At 55.7% G+C, this 19,157-nt stretch carries 17 protein-coding genes; all 17 read right to left on the bottom strand.

Features of this window, described 5'->3' with window-relative positions:
- Positions 1-172: 172 nt before the first annotated feature.
- Positions 173-976 (bottom strand): SDR family NAD(P)-dependent oxidoreductase, encoded by an 804-nt coding sequence (locus tag F451_RS0111070; protein WP_026291686.1) that lies wholly within the window; start codon positions 974-976, stop codon positions 173-175.
- A 310-nt stretch (positions 977-1,286) separates the two neighbouring features.
- The gene (locus tag F451_RS0111075) at positions 1,287-2,033 is read right to left on the bottom strand and encodes a sulfite exporter TauE/SafE family protein (RefSeq protein ID WP_020681434.1); all 747 of its coding nucleotides are present in this window, start codon (positions 2,031-2,033) and stop codon (positions 1,287-1,289) included.
- Between the two features lie 177 nt (positions 2,034-2,210).
- Positions 2,211-2,801 carry a malonic semialdehyde reductase gene (locus F451_RS0111080; protein ID WP_020681435.1) on the bottom strand — a complete coding sequence of 197 codons (591 nt, stop codon included), beginning with the start codon at positions 2,799-2,801 and terminating at the stop codon, positions 2,211-2,213.
- Between the two features lie 48 nt (positions 2,802-2,849).
- Entirely contained in the window at positions 2,850-3,713 is an 864-nt protein-coding gene (locus F451_RS0111085) for an intradiol ring-cleavage dioxygenase (RefSeq protein ID WP_020681436.1), read from the bottom strand.
- A gap of 1 nt (position 3,714) precedes the next feature.
- Positions 3,715-4,635, bottom strand: a complete 921-nt coding sequence (locus F451_RS0111090; RefSeq protein WP_020681437.1) for an NAD(P)-dependent oxidoreductase — start codon at positions 4,633-4,635, stop codon at positions 3,715-3,717.
- Complete coding sequence (locus tag F451_RS0111095; protein WP_026291687.1) at positions 4,632-5,996, bottom strand: amidohydrolase family protein; 1,365 nt, start codon at positions 5,994-5,996, stop codon at positions 4,632-4,634. Before F451_RS0111095 ends, F451_RS0111090 begins: the two co-directional genes overlap by 4 nt.
- A gap of 10 nt (positions 5,997-6,006) precedes the next feature.
- Positions 6,007-7,071 carry a maleylacetate reductase gene (locus F451_RS0111100; RefSeq protein ID WP_020681439.1) on the bottom strand — a complete coding sequence of 355 codons (1,065 nt, stop codon included), beginning with the start codon at positions 7,069-7,071 and terminating at the stop codon, positions 6,007-6,009.
- 159 nt (positions 7,072-7,230) lie between these two features.
- Positions 7,231-8,805 carry a sugar ABC transporter ATP-binding protein gene (locus F451_RS0111105; RefSeq protein WP_020681440.1) on the bottom strand — a complete coding sequence of 525 codons (1,575 nt, stop codon included), beginning with the start codon at positions 8,803-8,805 and terminating at the stop codon, positions 7,231-7,233.
- Positions 8,802-9,764: an ABC transporter permease gene (locus tag F451_RS0111110; RefSeq protein ID WP_020681441.1), complete on the bottom strand. Its 963-nt coding sequence runs from the start codon at positions 9,762-9,764 to the stop codon at positions 8,802-8,804. Before F451_RS0111110 ends, F451_RS0111105 begins: the two co-directional genes overlap by 4 nt.
- Before the next feature lie 15 nt (positions 9,765-9,779).
- Entirely contained in the window at positions 9,780-10,790 is a 1,011-nt protein-coding gene (locus F451_RS0111115; protein ID WP_026291689.1) for an ABC transporter permease, read from the bottom strand.
- Between the two features lie 110 nt (positions 10,791-10,900).
- On the bottom strand, positions 10,901-11,734 hold the full coding sequence (locus tag F451_RS0111120; protein ID WP_240476466.1) for an SDR family oxidoreductase: 834 nt from the start codon (positions 11,732-11,734) through the stop codon (positions 10,901-10,903).
- A 39-nt stretch (positions 11,735-11,773) separates the two neighbouring features.
- Positions 11,774-12,709: a sugar ABC transporter substrate-binding protein gene (locus F451_RS0111125; protein ID WP_020681444.1), complete on the bottom strand. Its 936-nt coding sequence runs from the start codon at positions 12,707-12,709 to the stop codon at positions 11,774-11,776.
- Between the two features lie 659 nt (positions 12,710-13,368).
- Positions 13,369-14,451, bottom strand: a complete 1,083-nt coding sequence (locus tag F451_RS0111130; protein WP_020681445.1) for a LacI family DNA-binding transcriptional regulator — start codon at positions 14,449-14,451, stop codon at positions 13,369-13,371.
- Positions 14,444-15,571, bottom strand: coding sequence for an ABC transporter ATP-binding protein (locus F451_RS0111135; RefSeq protein WP_040879686.1), 1,128 nt, complete (start codon positions 15,569-15,571; stop codon positions 14,444-14,446). Before F451_RS0111135 ends, F451_RS0111130 begins: the two co-directional genes overlap by 8 nt.
- 119 nt (positions 15,572-15,690) lie before the next feature.
- Positions 15,691-17,304, bottom strand: a complete 1,614-nt coding sequence (locus tag F451_RS0111140) for an alpha-amylase family glycosyl hydrolase (RefSeq protein WP_020681447.1) — start codon at positions 17,302-17,304, stop codon at positions 15,691-15,693.
- Positions 17,305-17,320: 16 nt separating this feature from the next.
- Positions 17,321-18,163 (bottom strand): carbohydrate ABC transporter permease, encoded by an 843-nt coding sequence (locus F451_RS0111145; protein ID WP_026291691.1) that lies wholly within the window; start codon positions 18,161-18,163, stop codon positions 17,321-17,323.
- On the bottom strand, positions 18,160-19,131 hold the full coding sequence (locus F451_RS0111150) for a carbohydrate ABC transporter permease (protein ID WP_026291692.1): 972 nt from the start codon (positions 19,129-19,131) through the stop codon (positions 18,160-18,162). Before F451_RS0111150 ends, F451_RS0111145 begins: the two co-directional genes overlap by 4 nt.
- Positions 19,132-19,157 lie beyond the last annotated feature (26 nt).

Genomic DNA, 19,157 nt, shown 5'->3' on the forward strand with positions numbered 1-19,157 from the left:
CGAATAAGTCGCCATGAGCCTCTGGCTGCCCCGGTTGAGCGGCAGGCTCGCAGCCTGAGTCACCGCATCGGGCGCCAGTGAAAGTGAAAGTGAGTGAAAGTGCAGCTTGCTCACCGGACTAACAATGACCAAGCTGCTCTGTCTTCTAAAGAATAACAACCTTTTGGCAGCTTTACTGAACGACCATGCCGCCATCAATCATCAATAGCTGACCGGTCATATAATCCGACTCGCTGCTGGCCAGGAAGCTTGCGGTCCCGACCACGTCTTCCGGATAGGAGTAGCGTTTGAGCAGGATCATCTCCTCGGCCAGACGGTCCATGGACTCACCCGCCTTGTCGAACTTGCCAATGGCGACCAGATCCTTGTCCAGCTGCTCCCACAGTTCGGTGCGCACGACTCCCGGGCCATAGCCGTTAACCGTAATATTTTCCTTGGCCAGGGCTTTCGCACCGCCATTGATCATCGCCAGAACGGCGTGCTTGCTGCAGCTATAAGGGATGACGTCATCAAAGGCCTGCCGGGACAGGATCGAGCCCACATTGATGATCTTGTAGGGATAGTCCTGTTTGCCCTGTTTAATCATCTGTTTGGCAGCTTCCTGCATGCCCAGAAGACAGCCAAGAGCATTAACCGTCATGATTTGGTGCCAGTTCTCTTCTGTTACATCCAGAAACATCAGTGGCTTGTTGATACCGGCATTGTTCAACATGATATTGAGGCTACCAAAGGCCTCGACGGTGGCATCTATCGCGGCCTTGATGTCTTCACGCTTAGTGACGTCGACTTTAGCGGCAATCGCCTCGCCTCCCTTGCTCTTGATGCGCGCGACGACTTCATTGCAGCCATCTATATTGATATCCGCCACGCATACCTTGGCGCCCTGTGCGGCATAATGCTCTGCCACCGCGGCGCCCATCCCCCGGGCAGCACCGGTTATAACGCAGTTTTTGCCTTTAAGTCTATTAGTGTCCATCGTTTTCACCTCAGGTTTTCAAGTATGTGAAATATTTTCAGTATTGCTAACTGTGCACTTAATTGGTTTTTATGGTTTTAGCCATTTGGTCTATTTATTTTATTGACCTGGCAGACAAATAGGCTCCCTACCTAGGTGTCCATCACTCCACAAAAACAGGCGCAAGTGCGTGGACGCCGTTTTTTTTGTCGGGTTCGCATCGGCCAGCGGCCAATGATGAAGCATTCTCTCTTCATGTACTAACCCGTCGACTCAATACTTTGCCCTCCTGAAAACTAAAAACCCCTTCAAAATAATGAAAGATCAACATTCATACTAAACCAGAACCGTCGACTACCAGCTTGATACCGAGAATAATCAACATGATCAATATAACGTTAAAGAAATATTTCCCATCTATTTTTTTCTGGATTGCCAGCCCAAGTCGAACCCCCAGCCAGGCCAGCGGCATAAACAACAGGGCCGGCAGCATGTTCTGCGTACTTATCATCCCGAGACTAAAATAAGGTATGATTTTCACCAGGTTAATTCCTGCCAGAAAAACCACCGCGGTTGACAGAAATTCAGGTTTGGAAAGTTTTTGATTCAGTAAATAAAAGTTTAACGGTGGACCTCCGGCGTGGGCTATAAAGCTGGTAAGGCCCGCGATGCCCCCGCAGATCCCGCCCACAAGCGGCGGCATGGATACCTTTTTTATGGAAGCAGGTAACAGCCCCCAAATGCCAAACAATATTGAAAAAACGCCCAGTGATAGTTTGATCATCTGTTCATTCAGAGAACCGAACGTCAAATAACCGACCAAGACACCCAGGATCGCCGGCGGAAATACGATCAGCAGCAACCTGTTTATTCTTTTTCCCCACCAGGCTTTCAAACTAAAAGCATCCATAACGATCAAAAGAGGCAACATGATAGCCGCTGCATTGACCGGACTTGTTTTCAGTGACAACAGGGGAACAGCCACGACACCAACGCCACCGGCGAAACCGGACTTTGAAATTCCGGTAATCAAAACCCCTACGGCCAAGAGTACTAAAAACTGCCAATCATACAGCATACAATGAACCTCAAATTAACCGGACAGTCCATGACTGAGGAAGTAAAAAGAGCCACGCACGGCACGGCCAATGCACTCAAGAAAGCACGAATTTAAATTATTATTATTTATGCCAGGTTAGATACTCACGGGAACAACCAGAGGACCTGGTCCTTTGGTTGTTCCCGTGACGGCGTATTATAATATTTCACATACTTCATCGAACTTGAAACGCTCACTGCGCGGAAACAGCACAGAAGCATCACCGTAACCGAGGTTACAGAGGAAGTTGCTTTTAATATTGCCTTCTGGCCAGAATTCCGCATCCACAACCGCATTATTAAAGCCGGACATCGGGCCTACATCCAGGCCAAGTGCGCGGGCAGCCAGAATGAAGTAGCCGCCCTGAATGGCGCTGTTACGAAAAGCGGTCGTCTGAATATGTTCCGGTTTGCCTTCGAACAGTGACTTGGCGTCCTTGTTGTGGGCAAACATGCGCGGCAGGTGCTCGTAAAACTTGGTGTCATAGCCCAGCACAGCGACAACGGGTGAATTCATGGTTTTCTCCTGGTTGCCCGGCATCAGCGCCGCACGCAGACGTTCCTTCGCCTCGCTGGAGCGCAGAAAAAGGATGCGCAGCGGCTGGCAGTTCATGGACGTTGGCGCGTAGTGCATCAACTCGTAGAGTTCACGCAGTTTTTCATCACTCACATTCTTGTCTGTCCAAGCATTGTGGGTACGTGCGTTGATAAATACTTGTGCGAGTGCGTTCTGATCGATGCTAGTCATCTTTTTGTCCTTTTTTCTAATGGGATATATGACGCAGAGACTCTCTGCTCAGGCGGCCTTCAGACCAAAGTCATATCGAAAATAACGGTACGGTTTATCCAGCCGACGGCCATCCGGAGCCTCACCTGCCGGCTTTAGCGCAAAGTCCTTTACGAGTGAGTCCTTGACACCAAACACGGCATCCGAGTCCAGGTAGGGGTCACCGTTCGCGAAAACCTGTGTCACCAGGGTTTCATACCCTGGAGCCATCAGCATGAAATGCACATGAGCCGGGCGGAACGGATGACGACCTGTTACTTCCAGCATCTGCCCCACCGGGCCATCGGTTGGAATCGGATAGGGAGACGGCGTCACCGTCCAGAAGGCATAGTGTCCCTGGGCGTCGGTTCTAAAGCGGGCCCGCAGAGAGGCGCCATCAAGCTCCGGTTTCTGCACATCGTAGACACCTTCGCCATCGGACTGCCACACGTCGATGACCACATTGGCCAACGGCTGGCCCGCTGCGTCACGGACCTGGCCCTCGACAAACAGCGGCTCTCCGTCCACGCCCTCGTCGATACCGGCGCCGATTTCGGCCTCCGGCGGGTCAGCCACATAAAAGGGTCCCAGTACGGTGCTTTCCGTCACCGCTTGGCTGCTGACCCGGTGGTTGATCGCATCCACCAGCATGGTGACGCCCAATGTATCCGACAGCAAAATGAACTCCTGTCGCTTGTCGTCACACATCTGTCCGGTGCGGGTGAGAAAGTCGATAGCCTGACCCCACTCCTTTTCGGTTGGCTCCACCTCGCGGATGAACCCGTGCAGATGCGTCACCAGGCTGTTGATAAGGGTCTTTAGCCGCGCGTCGGAGCAACCTGCAAAGCGCTGAATGACTTCGGCTGTAATGTTCTCTTCGTTGAGATTGCGCATATTATTTATCTCCGCGATCGTGAGCGGCTTCAATGGCTGGCAGCCCGGAAAGCGTCTCGGTGTGATGCACCGTAGCGATGTAGTCATCGCCACCGTGCCCCATGGCGATCAGTGATGAGTAGGTCTCGCGCATCTGGGCAGCCAGCGGCGCCGATACGCCGGCGGTCCGTGTGCAGCCCAGAATCAGATCCAGGTCCTTGGCCATCTGGGTACAGTCAAAGGTTGAGTCGAAATTGCGCTGCGCCAAAGGCTGGGTCTTGTACTTGACCATGGGTGAACCCACTGCGCTGTTGGAAATCAGGTGCAGCATATCTTCCCAGGCAATTCCGCCTTTGCGCGACATGGCCAGTGCTTCGGCCAGCATGCCGGCGCTGACGGCAATCATCAGGTTGATCGCCAGCTTGGCATAACGCGCCTGCTCAGCCTCACCCAGCCAGGACTGCATACCGGTGAATGTTTCCAGAACAGGTCGCACCGACTCGAACGCCTGCGCCGGACCGGACACCATGGCCGACAGGGTGCCGTTCTGAGCTGCCACCGGATTGCCAGACACGGGGCAGCGCAAATAGTGAATCCCGCGCGTCGCAGCCGCTTCGGCCACTTTGGATGAGGCTTCGATACTCACCGTGCTGGTTTCCACCAGTACGCTAGCCGGCGCCATGTGACGGATCAGCTCACCGGCCCCCAGCGTCAGGCCCAGCAATGCCTTGTCATCCGGTATGGATACGAACACGATTGGGCACGATTCGACCGCCTTGGCCAGATCCCGAAAGGCAACAATATTCACCGTTTCAGCCAGGCTCAGGCGCTCGGCACTGAGGTCAAAACCCCGCACCTGAAAGCCACCTTCGACAACACGCTTAGCCATGGGAAGACCAAGTTTTCCAAGACCGACCCAGGCCACTTCGTTAACTGTATTCATTTGACCGTATCCTTTTGTTCCCGTGAAAGAAGTTCGCTATAGATCCGTTGCCCGGAATCGCGCAGCAATTCTGTTCCTGCGGTGGTGTCAGCGAGCAGATGCCCTTCCCGTTTAAGGAACTCGCCGCCAATCATGACGCTGTCGACATTTGCCAGACTGGTCTGCATCACCACAGTGGATACAGCATCATGTACCGGCTGCATGTTCAGCAGACGGGTGTTCAGCAGCACGATATCGGCTTGCTTGCCTGGCGTGAGGCTGCCGATCCGGTCATCCAGTCCCAGTGCGCGTGCGCCGTCCAGCGTAATCCAGCTCAACGCCTCGCGTGTGCGAATGCTCGAGGTATCCGGGATGGCACCGGTCTGTCGTCGTGAAGCATCGTTATCCAGCGCCCGCTGCATACCCAGCGCCATGCGGGCCACCGCGAACATATCGCCGGAAATAACCGATTCAAGATCCACGCCCAGCGAGACAATGCCGCCGTGGCGGCGCACCAGTCCGGTCACCGGAAATCCGTGCCCCTGGGTCATTTCATTTTCGGGCGCAATCGAGAAGCTGACACCCTTGTTACAGAAACGCCCGACCTGTTCCTCGTTGAGGCCATGACCGTGCACGATGTTGATACCAGGACCCACCAGCCCCTTTTCCTCCAGCACATCCCAGGCACCCGGGCTGACCGCGGGGCCACCCCCCTGGTGCATCGAGGCGACAAGCCCAAACTCCCTCGCCAGTTCAAAATCGTGCAACGACACCTCGAGTGTCGAGTAATGCGGACCCAGTATCGCCATCCCCAGGGTGACCTTGCCATTCGCATCCTTCAGCGATCCCTGCAACAGCCGCTCGACCTCAGCCCGCGGATGGGGAATCTCGCTAAAATGCGGCTGGCCGGGCTTCGGATCCGGCTTGGGTGAACCGTGGAAGAATAGCGCCCGGATACCGGATTCCTGCAACCCCCGTATCGCCGCATCAGTGTGTGCCGGTGTCGGATTGTTGTGGCACCAGTCGCCAAGAGTCGTGGTACCGCAGTTGATCTGGTTCAGCGCGCCCATCAGCGACGCAATATGAATGTCCTGTGGGGTGAACAGCGTGGCCAGGCCACGATGCACATGGCGAAAGTATTCCAGCAAGGTCCAGTTGGCCGCGACGCCACGCAGCGCAGTCTGCCAGGTATGCATATGCGCATTGACCAGTCCGGGTATCAGAATGCCGCCCTGGCAATCGATGACATGGGCATCTTTTGCCGGCAGATCCGTGCCAACTGCAAGGATACGGCTGTCTTCGACCAGTACCTGCCCCGACGCCAGATCACCAATAAGCGGATCCATGGTCAGCACAGTGGCATTGATAAAGAGTGTTTTCATTTTATTGTCCTCACCCAAGCCTGGGCCGTTCGCCTTTCCAGGCACGCGTGATCAGGTCACGAATCGCCGGGCCTTCAATCGTGCGCGGATTCCAGTACGGGTTAGCGAGCGCGATCTCGACAGCCCGGTTTACATCCGCCTCTTTCATCCCCAGATCACGCAGGCCTTGCGGCGCACCAACTGCACGGGCCAGGTCGAACAACCCCTGCGATGCACTCTCGGTCCCCAGTGCGCGTGCGATACGCGCCATGGCCTCGGGTGCGGCCAGTTCGTTATAGGCGACCGCATGGGGCAGTACGATGGTGTGCGTTTCGGCATGGGGCAGATCAAAGGAGCCCCCCAGCGTGTGGCAGAGCTTGTGATGCAACGACATGCCGACCGACCCGAGGCAGGCACCGCACAACCAGGCGCCATAAAGCGCATCTGAACGGGCCTGCGCATCAGCGGGATTGCGCGCGATAACCGGCAGGCTACGGGCCAGGGCCTCAATTCCCGCTTCAGCCATCAGCGACACCACCGGATTCTGATCCCTGGCATAGAGTGCTTCGACCGCATGGGCAATCGCATTAAGACCGCTGGTACCCGACATCGCCGCGGGCAGCGTCAGGGTCAGATCAACATCGTAAATCACCACTTCCGGCAGCACCTTGAGGGTGCGCTGGGTTGTCTTCAGACCGTTCTCCGTTTCGCCGATAATCGGCGTCATTTCGGATCCGGCATAGGTGGTAGGTATGGCAATCTGCGGCAGGTCGGTACGCAGCGCGATCGCCTTGCCAAGGCCGATGGTTGATCCGCCGCCCAGGGCAACCGTGCAATCGACATCCAGCTCTGCGACGACCTTCATCGCCTGCTCCGTCACCTCAACCGGTGTATGCATGGCCGCTTCGCAGAACATGCCGACGCCCAGGTCACCCAGGCGATCAAGAATCGACTGCGCCTGGTCGCGCTGGTGCGGCGTAGCCAGCACCAGCGCCCGGCTGCAGTTGAGCAGTCTTAGTTCGTCCACCAGTTGCTCCAGTGTTCCGTTCCCGAATACCACTCGTGCTGGCAAACCGTTATAGACAAATGGGTTCATGCTGCAATTTCTCCCTGGATCGCTGCGGCACGCCGATAGCGCGTCCACAGGGTTCTAGCTTCGAATTCAATGGCTACTGCCAGACAGCCACAGTGACTGCCGCCATTCTCTGGCAATGAGTGACCTTCCCGGCCACCCGCGAATAGCGCGGCTTTCCTGTCACACCCCCGCGGCGTGCAGAGGTGTGCCTGACGCCGGCTTGTGCTGGCCGGTAATGGCCTGAACCAGTTCGTCCTCGGTCACGGTATCGGCGTTGAATTCGGCTGTAATCTGGCCCGAATACATCGCGATCACACGGTTGCTGACACCCAGCACCTCGGGCATTTCGGATGAGATGACAAGCACCGCATAACCGGACTTGGCGAGATCCTTGATCAGCGCATGAATTTCCGCCTTGGAACCGACATCGATACCGCGGGTCGGCTCATCCAGGATCAGCAGTTTGGGGTGGGTCGTAAGCCACTTGCCGATGACGATCTTCTGCTGATTACCCCCACTGAGATTGCCGACTTTCTGCGCCCAGCCCGGCGTCTTTATTTTCAGTTCGCGCTGGTATTTCTCGTAAATTTCCAGCTCTTTTTTCGGACTCATAACGCCCAGGGACGAAACTGAGCCCAGGGTAGACAGCGTGATGTTGTCCCGGCAGTTCAAGCCCAGCACGAGCCCCTGTTCCTTGCGGCTTTCAGGCACCAGGGCAATGCCCCTGGCCACTGCATCATGCGGGGATTTAACGGTGACGCTTTCACCTTCCAGCAGGATCTCTCCTGCACTCGGACGTCTGAGACCAAAAATGGTCTCGGCAATCTCCGAGCGGCCTGCGCCGACCAGGCCATACATGCCGACGATTTCGCCATTTCGAACATTAAAACTGATGTCCTTGAACACGCCCTCTACGCTGAGATTGCGGACTTCGAGTACGTTTTCCTTGAACTCCGTCGGCTTGCTGCTGTGATCGAGTTCAAGGCTGCGGCCAATCATCAGTTTGGTCACCTCGTCCTCATTCGTTTGCGCGGTATCAACCGTGCCGTTATATTCACCATCCCTCAGCACGGTAATACGCTGAGACAGGGCAAATATCTCGTCCATGCGGTGGGAGATGTAGACGATGCCGACCCCATGTTCACGCAGGGAATTGATCACATTGAATAGCACTGGCTTTTCGTGATCGGTCAGGGATGCCGTCGGCTCGTCGAACACAACAATTTTGGGGGTAAACACCAGAGCACGGGCGATTTCGACCATCTGTTTCTTGGCAATCGACAGATCGCCGACCAGATCATCCGCTCTGAAGGTACATTGCAGCCGGCTCAGGATTTTATCGGTATCGCTGCGCAGTTTTTTCCAGTCGACACGATTCGGCCATTTCAGCGGCAGGCTTCCCAGAAAAATATTCTCTGCAACCGTCAGGTCCGATACCAACGATAGCTCTTGGTGAATCAGCACGATGCCATGTTGCTTGGCTTCCATGGGATCACTGAACGACACTTTCTGACCTTCCAGGACAATGCTGCCCTCTTCCGCCTGGTGCTTCCCGGCAAGGCACTTCATCAGGGTTGATTTTCCGGCGCCGTTCTCGCCCAGCAAGGCATGCACTTCACCCGCACGCACATCAAAACTGACATTATTCAGCGCCACGACACCCGGAAAGCGCTTGGTAATACCCTCAAGACGCAGTACAGGCTTTATCGATGCATCAACCGAACGCTGATTATTATTAGTTGCCGGCGCAGTCATACATTCACCTCCTGACCCGATTTACGGTTGACTTTCTGATCAATAATCAGCACTGCAATCAGGATCGCTCCCAGAATAACCAGCACATAAAACGCGGGGACCTGCATGAGATTCATGCCGTTGCGCAGGATGCCGATGGCCAGGACCCCCCCGAGGGTACCGGTAATGCTGCCGAACCCACCGGCGAGCTTGGTACCGCCCAGCACGACAGCGGTAATTGTCCATAATTCGTAATCGCGCCCCAGATTGGGGGTGGCCGCGCCCATCTGGGTCGCCAGTGTGATTCCGGCCAGGGCGGCAAAGAAACCGACAATCATAAAGTTGATTAACATGTGGCGCCCGACACGAATCCCCGCATCGGCTGCCGCCTCGCGGTTACCGCCCACGGCAAAGGTATTGCGGCCATGACCTGTTTTGGTCAATACCAGATGCATGATCAGACAGCAGACGAGAAAAATAACACCCAGAGTAGGAATTGATGCGATAGTGCTGATACCGAAATCAGAGAACGCAAAGTCACTGGCGTAAAATGACTGTTCCTTTGTATATATAAATACCAGTCCGCGAATACCAATCATGGCGCCCAGCGTCACGATGAAAGAGTTAACCCCGGTCTTCCATACGATCAGGCCATTCAGGGCACCCAGAAGAATACCCGCGCTGATGGCGGCAAACAGTGCGACGGGCAGACCATAGCTTTGCAGATCAACGGCCAGCGCAGCGGACAGTGCCAGGATGGCCCCGACTGAAAGATCGATATTACCGTTAATCATGACGTAGGTCATGCCCAGTGCAATCAAACCAATCGTTGACGTTTGCACCAGAATGTTCATGAAGTTCCCAGTCGTGAGGAAGTACTCAGACATGAAACTGAAAAAAACCGTTATCGCGATAACAAAGAGCCAGATTGGCTGAATACCGCCGAATACCTTTGATATATTCTTAACATTTACCATCATATTCACCTGCTTTTTTTATGAGTGGGAGGTAAACAGTCGTTTGCGCTGATTAGCCAGATCGAGCCAAACTGCCACGATTATAATCACCCAGGTTACAAGCCATTGGGTGTAATACGGATACCCCAACAAAAGCAGACCATTTTGGATAAACCCAAGAATCAGCACACCGATCACGGTTTTCCAGACACTTCCCGCACCGCCCATCAGACTGGTACCGCCAAGAATGATTCCGGCGAGGACAAGCAACTCATACCCCTGGCCGACATTGTTTTGCGAGCCCATGACACGTGACCCCAACACCAGCGCTGCACAGCCAACGGAAAAGGCTGAAATCATATAGGTAGTGAATACGCACCGGCTTTTTCGAATACCGGAATAAACCGCTGCTGTCGGGTTACCACCGATGGCAAAGATACGGCGACCATAACTGGTATAGCGCATGACAAAGTGAACACAGAGTGCCAGCACCGCAAACATCAGAATGGGAACAGCAATCCCGCCGACAAAACCGCGACCAAATACAGCGAACCAGGTAGCGTCCTGATTGGCAATATCGACATTCTGGCCACCGGTATAAATCAGCGTAATGCCCTGTATTGCAGAGAGCATGGCCAGCGTCACGATCAGGGAATTCAGCTTCATGTAACCAATCAGCAAGCCGTTAATGGCACCGATCAGCAGGGTCATCGCAAACATGACAATAATGGCATTCGTCGGACCAATTTTATCGTGAAGGTCAACCACGAGAACAGTAGCGAATGACAGCATGGAACCGACGGAAAGGTCCAGATTACCACCGATGATAACAACAGTAACTCCGATCGCTATGATACCAATCATCGACGCTTGCCGGATCACGGTCATAATATTTTCTTCCGACAGGAAGCGATCGGAGAACATTGAAAAACCAGCAAGGCAAATAATAAATACTATAAGAATGCCCTGAGTGGTCAGAAAGTTTTTCAAACTGACCCGGTTAAGTTTTAACTTTGAACTGATAGATTCTGCTTGTTCTATAGGGGTCATTACCTCACCTCGTCCATCTAGCATGGATGTATTATTATAGATCTATCCGTTTCACTTCATATGTTACAGATGACTCAGGATCACTCCTTTGATCCTGAGTTATACATCGATCACACCAGAATCATTCCACCATCAATCATGAGCGTCTGACCGGTCATATAATCGGATGCCGATGAGGCCAGAAAGTTTGTCGTACCCACCAGATCTTCAGGTGCAGCAGGACGCCCCAACAAAATACCGGACGAAAATTCTTCTATCGCCTGCCCCGGTTGCTTGCTGGCACCGATTTCTATCAAATCCTTGTCCAGCTGACTCCACATCTCGGTCGCGACAACACCGGGTGCGAAGCCATTAACGGTAATCTTGTGCTTGGCCAGATCACGCGCGGCAGACTGGGTTAAAGACAATACGGCAAATTTCGACGCACAGTAGGGCGCAATATTGTCATAGCCCTGTCGGCTGGCAATGGAGGCCGTGTTTATTATTTTCCCGCCACTGCCCTGAGCAATCATCTGCCTGGCAGCTTCCTGAGTGCCGATAAGAACACCCAGGCCGTTAATTTTCATTATAAAGTCCCAGTTTTCCTCGGTAACATCGAGAAAATTCATGGGCTTGTTAACGCCCGCATTATTGAACATCACATCCAGACTGCCGAATTCTGCAACGGCCTTCTCAATCATCTCCTTAACCTGAGCCCGGTTGGTCACATCCATTTTAAAGCCGATGGCACGACCGCCAAATTTGGCATTGGATTCTTCGGCCGTTACCTGCACAGCCGGGTCAAGGTCAGCAAACAGCACATTGGCGCCTTCTTGCATAAGAGCTTCACCAATCGTGCGACCGATACCCTTGGCTGATCCGGTTACGATACAGTTTTTACCGTCGAGTGAAGACATTACAGCCTCTTTTAATAAATTAATGCGTAATATTAAGGTTGGCCGCATAAACATACACGCCTACGCCGCCAACGGGAGACTCAACGATTAGAAGACAGGCTTGTCAAACTGGCTCAGAGTGTCACGGGTGATTTTCGGTGTATCAAAGTAGTTCAGTTTCGGAACATCTTTCCCGGCCAGAACGTCTAGAGCGGTCTGCAGCGCTGCACGGGCATCGTCAACCGGCGACTGGTACACGGAGCCGTAGTATTCCCCACGTTCCATCGCTTCATACCCAACCGCGAAATTGGTGGCGCCGATGAAGATAATACCGTCACGATTCGCTGCTTTGGCCGCATTAAGCGCACCGACACCCATGTTGTCATCGCCCGCGTAAACACCATCAATGTGGTCATATTTGGTGAGGAAGTTTTCCATGGTTCGCTGGGCTTTTTCACGGTTCCAGTCACCCGGCTGGGTTTCCAGGATTTTCACCTCGGGGCAGGCTTCAGCCAGACGATCTTCAAACCCTTTGGCACGTTCAATGGCGGTGGTATAACCGGGCTGACCGGCAATCTGAACAATCTGTCCCTTATTATCCAGCGCATCACACATCATCTCTGCGGAATAGGCACCCTGGCGAATATTGTCCGGCCCGGAGAATGCTGCAATAAAGTCCATGCCGGCATCTGCAATCTTGGAGTTGGTGACAATGACTGGAATGCCTGCACTCTTAGCCTGCCGGACTGCGGGAATGACTGCCTGACCATTCGTCGGCCAGATAATGATGGCATCAACACGTTGCTGTATCAGATCCTGCATTTGACCAATCTGACGAGCCACATCACCGCCGGCATCCAATACAACAACTTCGACATTCTCATCGGCGTTTGCCGCTTCAATGAAGGCCTTTTCATAGGTTGTCTGGTAGCTGTCCACACCCACATTATTCTGAGTGATACCGATTCTGACGGTTTCAGCCGCAGCAACATTGAACGCCATTACGGACGCGATACCCACACTCAGTGCGATTTTAGAGAACATAGACTTCACCTTTATTGTTGTAGCAAGAAATTTGCTTATGAGCTTGGAACCCATGGATCAATCATAGTAGCAATCTCGGACAACGCGCAACGGAGCACAGACATCGAAAAAACCAGTTTGGATATTTTTCGCATTGAAGAAAACCATCCACCCTAAGCAATTGTTAATAAAAGAATTTTAAATCAAGACCCCTTGATAAAAGTACGCGAAAAGGGCCGATACGCGTTATATGCCCTCGCCCGCCGCCTGTTCATGGCGACGGGCCAATAAATTATGATCCAGATTGGACATTTCACTTAATGAAAGTATGGAGGCCACGCCCACGGGCGGTTTCCCGCTATCCGTAACAGGCGACCGCAGCCCAATGCCAGCCACCCGGAGCGGGGACTGGCTATCGCAGACACCCGGGAGCCTGCGTAACCGCAAGCCAAACCGGTGCAGGATAGATAAGGCAACAAGACGAGATGAAAGTAGAGACTGGGAATGAGGACGAAGAAGCCAAAGAAAAAAGAGAGGCAGTTCACCCGACGCGTAAGGCCAGCCGAAGAATCAGCAGCACTGCAGGAAAACAGGCACCGGATGCGATATGGATGGATGACCGCCGGGAGCTGATCGGCCAAACCCGACAGGCTGCTAGCCAGTCCGCCGGACGGCGGTTTTTAGAGGGTGGGACAACTCTCGCCGATCACCAGCTCGGTGGGCAGCAGGATGTCCTTGTCTTCGATTTCCCCCAGCAGAATTCGCGCCGCGAGGCGGCCCTTTTCTTCGCTTTGCTGCGACACCGTTGTCAGCGTCGGATGCAGTATGCTGGCTTCTGGTATGCCGTCAAACCCGACGATGTGTAGCATCTGCGGCACCTGGATTCCCAGCTGCAGTGCAGCACGCAATGCCGCGATGGCAATTGTATCGCTGGCACAAAGCAGCAGGGTTGGACGAGGCGCACTGAGCAGGGCTTCCCGCGCCGCCTGATACGCCAGTGTGTGGCTGTTCTCGGGCACGTTCCAGATCCGCTCGGCCGACAACATTCGACCACTTGCCTGGACCGCATCAAGATAGCCCCGCAGACGGCTCACGGCGACGGAGCTTGCTTCATCGTAAAGCTCGTTGTCGCGTACTCGACAGACGCGATCGGTCGCCAACAGCTTCAGGCCCAAAATGGAGACATGCTCCGGATTATGGGCCAGGGCGTGTTCAGCACTGCGCCTGGCACCACTGTAGTTATCGACGTTCACCGAGGTGTAGTCGCCCATTTTCAAATCGACCACCACCACCCGCTTGGGTTGTTGTAGCAGCCGCTGATAGGTGCGCCCCTTGCCGCTGAAGCCGTAGACGATATAGCCGTCCACCATCGACTCCTGCAGCCGGTGCTTGCTGCTGGCATCCATTTCCAGCGCCGAGAACAGCAGCATGTTGCAGTGGCGCTGATCCAGCACCTCCGATACCCCGGCCAGAAACTGGCTGGCGACCGGATCAATAAAGCTGTAGCGCAAGCTCTCGGCGAGTACCACGCCCACGATGCCGCTGCGCCCGGTGCGCAGATTGCGCGCCGCCGCACTGGGTCCCGCATAACCAATACGCTGACACTCGCCCAGGATCCGTTGCCGCAGGCGTTCGGACAGTTGGTCAGGCCGGTTGAAGGCATTGGACACGGTCGCCGTCGAGACACCAAGCTGGCGAGCCACATCCTTGATCGTCAGCTTTGGGCCCGGCGCGGCCAGATCTTTACCGTCCGTCTCAGGCATGGGAGACAGTCGACACCTCGGGCGCGGGTACCGTGCGTTTTACGGCTCGGCCATCGGCGTCAAAGACATAGGCAAGCTCCGGCTTGATCAGCAGCCGCACCAATTGTCCCGGCCGAACCCGCACCGGCACCGGAACACGGGCAACCAGCAGCTCGTCTTCGTCGGGGTGCTGTATGTACACGTAAGACTCGTTCCCCAGATACTCCACGTTGACGACCTCAAGGCAGTTTTCGCCCCCGGATGCCGGTTCCAGTTCCAGATGCTCGGGCCGAATACCCAGCGTCAGGGTACAGCCAGCGTCCAGGTGCTGGCTGTCGACCGCCACGTCGACCTGCCCGACACCCGGCACGGCAACCTGGCTGGTGTACGGGTCGGGTGCAGCCAGGGAGGCCGGCAGCAGGTTCATCTTGGGTGAACCGATGAACGATGCCACGAACAGGCTGGCGGGCGATTCATAGAGTTCGAACGGCGACCCTACCTGTTCGATGCGACCGGCATTGAGCACGACAATCTTGTCGGCCAGTGTCATGGCTTCAACCTGGTCATGGGTGACGTACACCATGGTCGACTTGACGCGCTGATGCAGCTTGGCGATTTCGGTACGCATCTTGACCCGCAGCGAGGCATCGAGGTTGGACAGCGGCTCGTCAAACAACAGAATCCTGGGCTCTCGCGCCATCGCCCGGCCAATGGCAACGCGCTGGCGCTGACCGCCGGAAAGCTCCTTGGGCTTGCGATGCAGCAGCGGCTCCAGATGCAGTATGCGCGCGGTATTCTCGACCCGCGCGGTGACCGTTTCACCGGACTCCTTCGCCAGCTTGAGCCCAAAGGCGATGTTATCGTAGACGCTCAGATGCGGATAAAGCGCGTAGGACTGGAACACCATGCCGACGCCGCGCTCCTTGGGTGTCAGCTCATTGACCAGCTGACCGCCGATGTCCAGGTCGCCGGAACTGATCTCCTCGAGGCCGGCGATCAGCCGCAACAGTGTCGACTTGCCGCAGCCGGATGGGCCGACAAAGACCACGAACTCACCATCATGAATGCTCAGGTCGATATCATGCAAAATATGGGTATGACCGAACACCTTGTTTATTTTCTTTAACGTTACACTTGCCATGCGTGTCTCTCCCGGCTGGCACCCTGGGGTGCCTGGAAGCGTGCCCGATAAAATCCCGTCTCAGGATCATTTAAACCGGACAGACTCCCCTGCTGTTGTTTTTGTTGTACAACCCGTCATTAAACGTGCGCGAAAAGCGCCTGGTAAGCCGGCAGCACGATCTCGTCGCCGTCAACTTCGCCGTTGAACCCATGCCCCGTTTGCACAGACAATGCCGGCCCGCTCCAGGGCATGCGCTGCGTCTGGCCGGTCAGGTTCAATGCCACCAGCAGCGTCTGTGCGGGGTCACGACGTATCCAGCACAGGATATCGCCGGTCCCCTCCACCAGTTCAAGCTCCCCCTTCACCAGCGCTGGCTGCTGTTGGCGCCATTTGATAAACACTCGCATGGCATGCAGCATCGAATCGGACTGCCGTTCCTGTTCATCAACCGACAATGCAAGATGACGCTCATCGACCGGCAGCCAGGGCTCGACCGTGGAGAACCCGCCCTGTTCGGAGTGATCCCAGACCATCGGTGTACGACAACCGTCCCGTCCCTTGAATTCGGGCCAGAACGGAATGCCGTAGGGGTCCTGAATGCGTTCAAAAGGAACCTCCGCTTCCGGCAGGCCCAGTTCTTCCCCCTGATACAGGCATACACTGCCACGCAGGCTCATGAGCATGGCCAGGGCGATTCGCGGATAGGCCGCGGCATCTTCATCGGCGCCCCAGCGGGTGGCGCTGCGCACCACGTCATGATTGGACAGTGCCCAGCACGGCCAGGCATCGCCGGCGTTATCCCGAAAACGCGCCACAACTTCGCGGATATAATCCGCACTGTGGGGCGTGTTCAGCAGGTCGAAAGTGTAGGCCATGTGCAACTTGTCACCGCCGGCCGTGTACTGCGCCATCAGCTGCAACGGGTTATCGTCGCCAATCTCGCCAACGGTGGTCGACCCCGGATACTCGTCCATCAGCGCCCGCAGCTCCTGCAGGAAGCCGAGGTTTTCCGGCTGACTGAGGTCGTACACGTGACGCTGCCAGGTATAAGGGTTGGCCGCAGGAGCCCCCAGGGTGATGGCGGCGCCTTGCGGCACCGGCGGGTTATCCCGCAACTGCGCATCATGGTAATAGAAATTCACCGTATCGAGGCGAAAGCCGTCGACGCCCAGATCCAGCCAGAAGCGCATGTTATCCAGATTGGCCTGGCGAACATCCGGATTGTGAAAATTCAGGTCCGGCTGGCTGGTCAGGAAGTTATGCAGGTAGTACTGCCGCCGTCCGCTGTCGAACTGCCACGCGCTGCCGCCAAAAATCGACAGCCAGTTGTTCGGCGGCGTACCGTCCGGCTTGGGGTCAGCCCACACGTACCAGTCAGCCTTCGCATTGGTTGAATCCCGGCGGCTTTCCTTGAACCAGGGGTGCTGATCCGAGGTATGGCTGATGACCTGGTCGATCATCACTTTCAAACCCAGGCGCCGCGCTTCAGCCACCAGCGCCCGGAAGTCGTCCAGGTTGCCAAACAGCGGATCCACATCCCGGTAGTTCGAAATGTCATAGCCAAAGTCCTTCATCGGCGACGTGAAGAACGGCGACAGCCAGATGCCGTCCACCCCGAGCGATGCTACATACGCCAGCCTGGAGGTAATGCCGGGCAGATCGCCGACACCGTCGCCATTGCTATCCATGAAGCTGCGCGGATATATCTGGTAGATGATGCCGCCTTTCCACCAGTCGAGTGGCTTGCTCATATGCTGTAACTCCCTATCAACCTTTGACCGCACCGGCGGTAAGGCCGGACACGATACGACGCTGGAAAATCAGTACCAGCACCACCAACGGAATCGTCACTAGGACCGACGCCGCCATGATGATGCCCCAGGGCAGCTCGTACGCCGAACCGCCGCTGATCATCGCAATGGCCACCGGCACAGTGCGCTGATCGTCGGTGAGCGTGAATGTCAGTGCGAACAGAAACTCGTTCCAGGCTGCAATGAACGCCAGCAGCCCGGTGGTCGCCATCGCCGGCCACATCAGCGGCACGAACACCTTGAACAGCACCACCAAAGGGGTGGCACCGTCGACGATGGCGGCTTCTTCCAGTTCCTTGGGCAACTGCCGCATGAAGGTCGTCAGCACCCAGACCGTGAACGGCAGCGTGAAGATGGTGTACGAGAACACCAGGCCGAACGGGTTGTTGTACAGGTTCAGGCCCCGAATAACCTCGAACAGTCCGGACAACACCGCCACCTGCGGGAACATCGACACCGCCAGAACGATGAGCAACACGCTACCGCGGCCACGGAAATCCACCCGGCCCAGCGCATAGGCAGCCGTGAGTCCGAACAGCAGCGAAATCACCACGGTCAGGGTCGACACCAGCACCGAGTTGCTGAAGCTCTGCAAAAAGCTGTCCTGCGACAGCACCGCGCCATAGTTGGAGAAATCCAGCCGGCTGATCAGGTAACTGACATTAAACAGCTCACTGCTGCTCTTGAACGAGGTCAGGATGGCGTAATAAAACGGATAGACGGAAAACAGTACGATAGACAGCAGCAGCAACGTGAATCCGCTACGCAGTGCCCAGCGTTTTAATTGTCGGCGAGTCATGCGTCAGCTCCCATGCGTTTGCGCCCGAGATACAGGTAAGCCAGTGTACAGAGCGCGATAATCAGAAACAGGACCGTGGATGCTGCCGAGCCGTATCCCACATCCTGGAACTCGACCAGCTGCTGACGGGCATACACCGACATCGACATGGTGGCGGTACTGTTGGATGTCAGTACGAAGATCAGATCGAACACCCGCAGCGCATCCAGCACCCGGAAGATGATGGCGACCATCAACGCCGGCGCGATCAACGGCAGCGTCACCTTGAAGAACACCTGGATCGGATGTATTCCGTCGACCCGCGCCGCCTCGTAACAGTCGGACGGCAGCATCTGCAAGGCGGCCAGCGTCAGTAGCGCCATAAAGGGCGTGGTCTTCCAGACATCCACCATGATCACGGCCCACATCGACAGGTCCGGATTAGCCGTCCAGGCCAGGGGGGTATCGATAAAGCCGAGCCCCATCAGCATGTGATTGATGATGCCGAACTGGTCGTGCAGCATCCAGCCCCACATTTTGGCGGACACGATCGTCGGGATCGCCCAGGGAATCAGGATGGCCGCCCGCACCAGCCCGCGCAGCGGAAAACGCGCATTGAGGGATAATGCTACGATCAGGCCCAGCACCGTTTCGAGCGAGACGGACACCACCGTGAAGAACAGCGTGTTCTTCACCGCATTCCACCATTCCGGGTCAGCCAGCAAGCCGTACCAGACGCCATCTTCGTAGACCAGGTAGTTTTCAAACCCGATAAGGTTATACCCGGAGGTATCCCCCAGGCTTGCATCGGTAAAGCTGAACCAGATGGTGCGCAACAACGGCCAGCCCGCAACGGCGGCCAGCAGTATCAGCATGGGTATCAGGAACATCCAGGCCATGCGCACGCGCTGGCGCACCAGGCGCCCCCTGCGATAGGGGACTCCTGCTGCAGTGGCGGCGACAGTTAGTTCAGAACTGGATTGAGTCATACAGTGTCTCCCAGAGCTATGGCAGC

Source organism: Marinobacterium rhizophilum DSM 18822 (assembly GCF_000378045.1).
Taxonomy (GTDB): Bacteria; Pseudomonadota; Gammaproteobacteria; order Pseudomonadales; family Balneatricaceae; genus Marinobacterium_A; species Marinobacterium_A rhizophilum.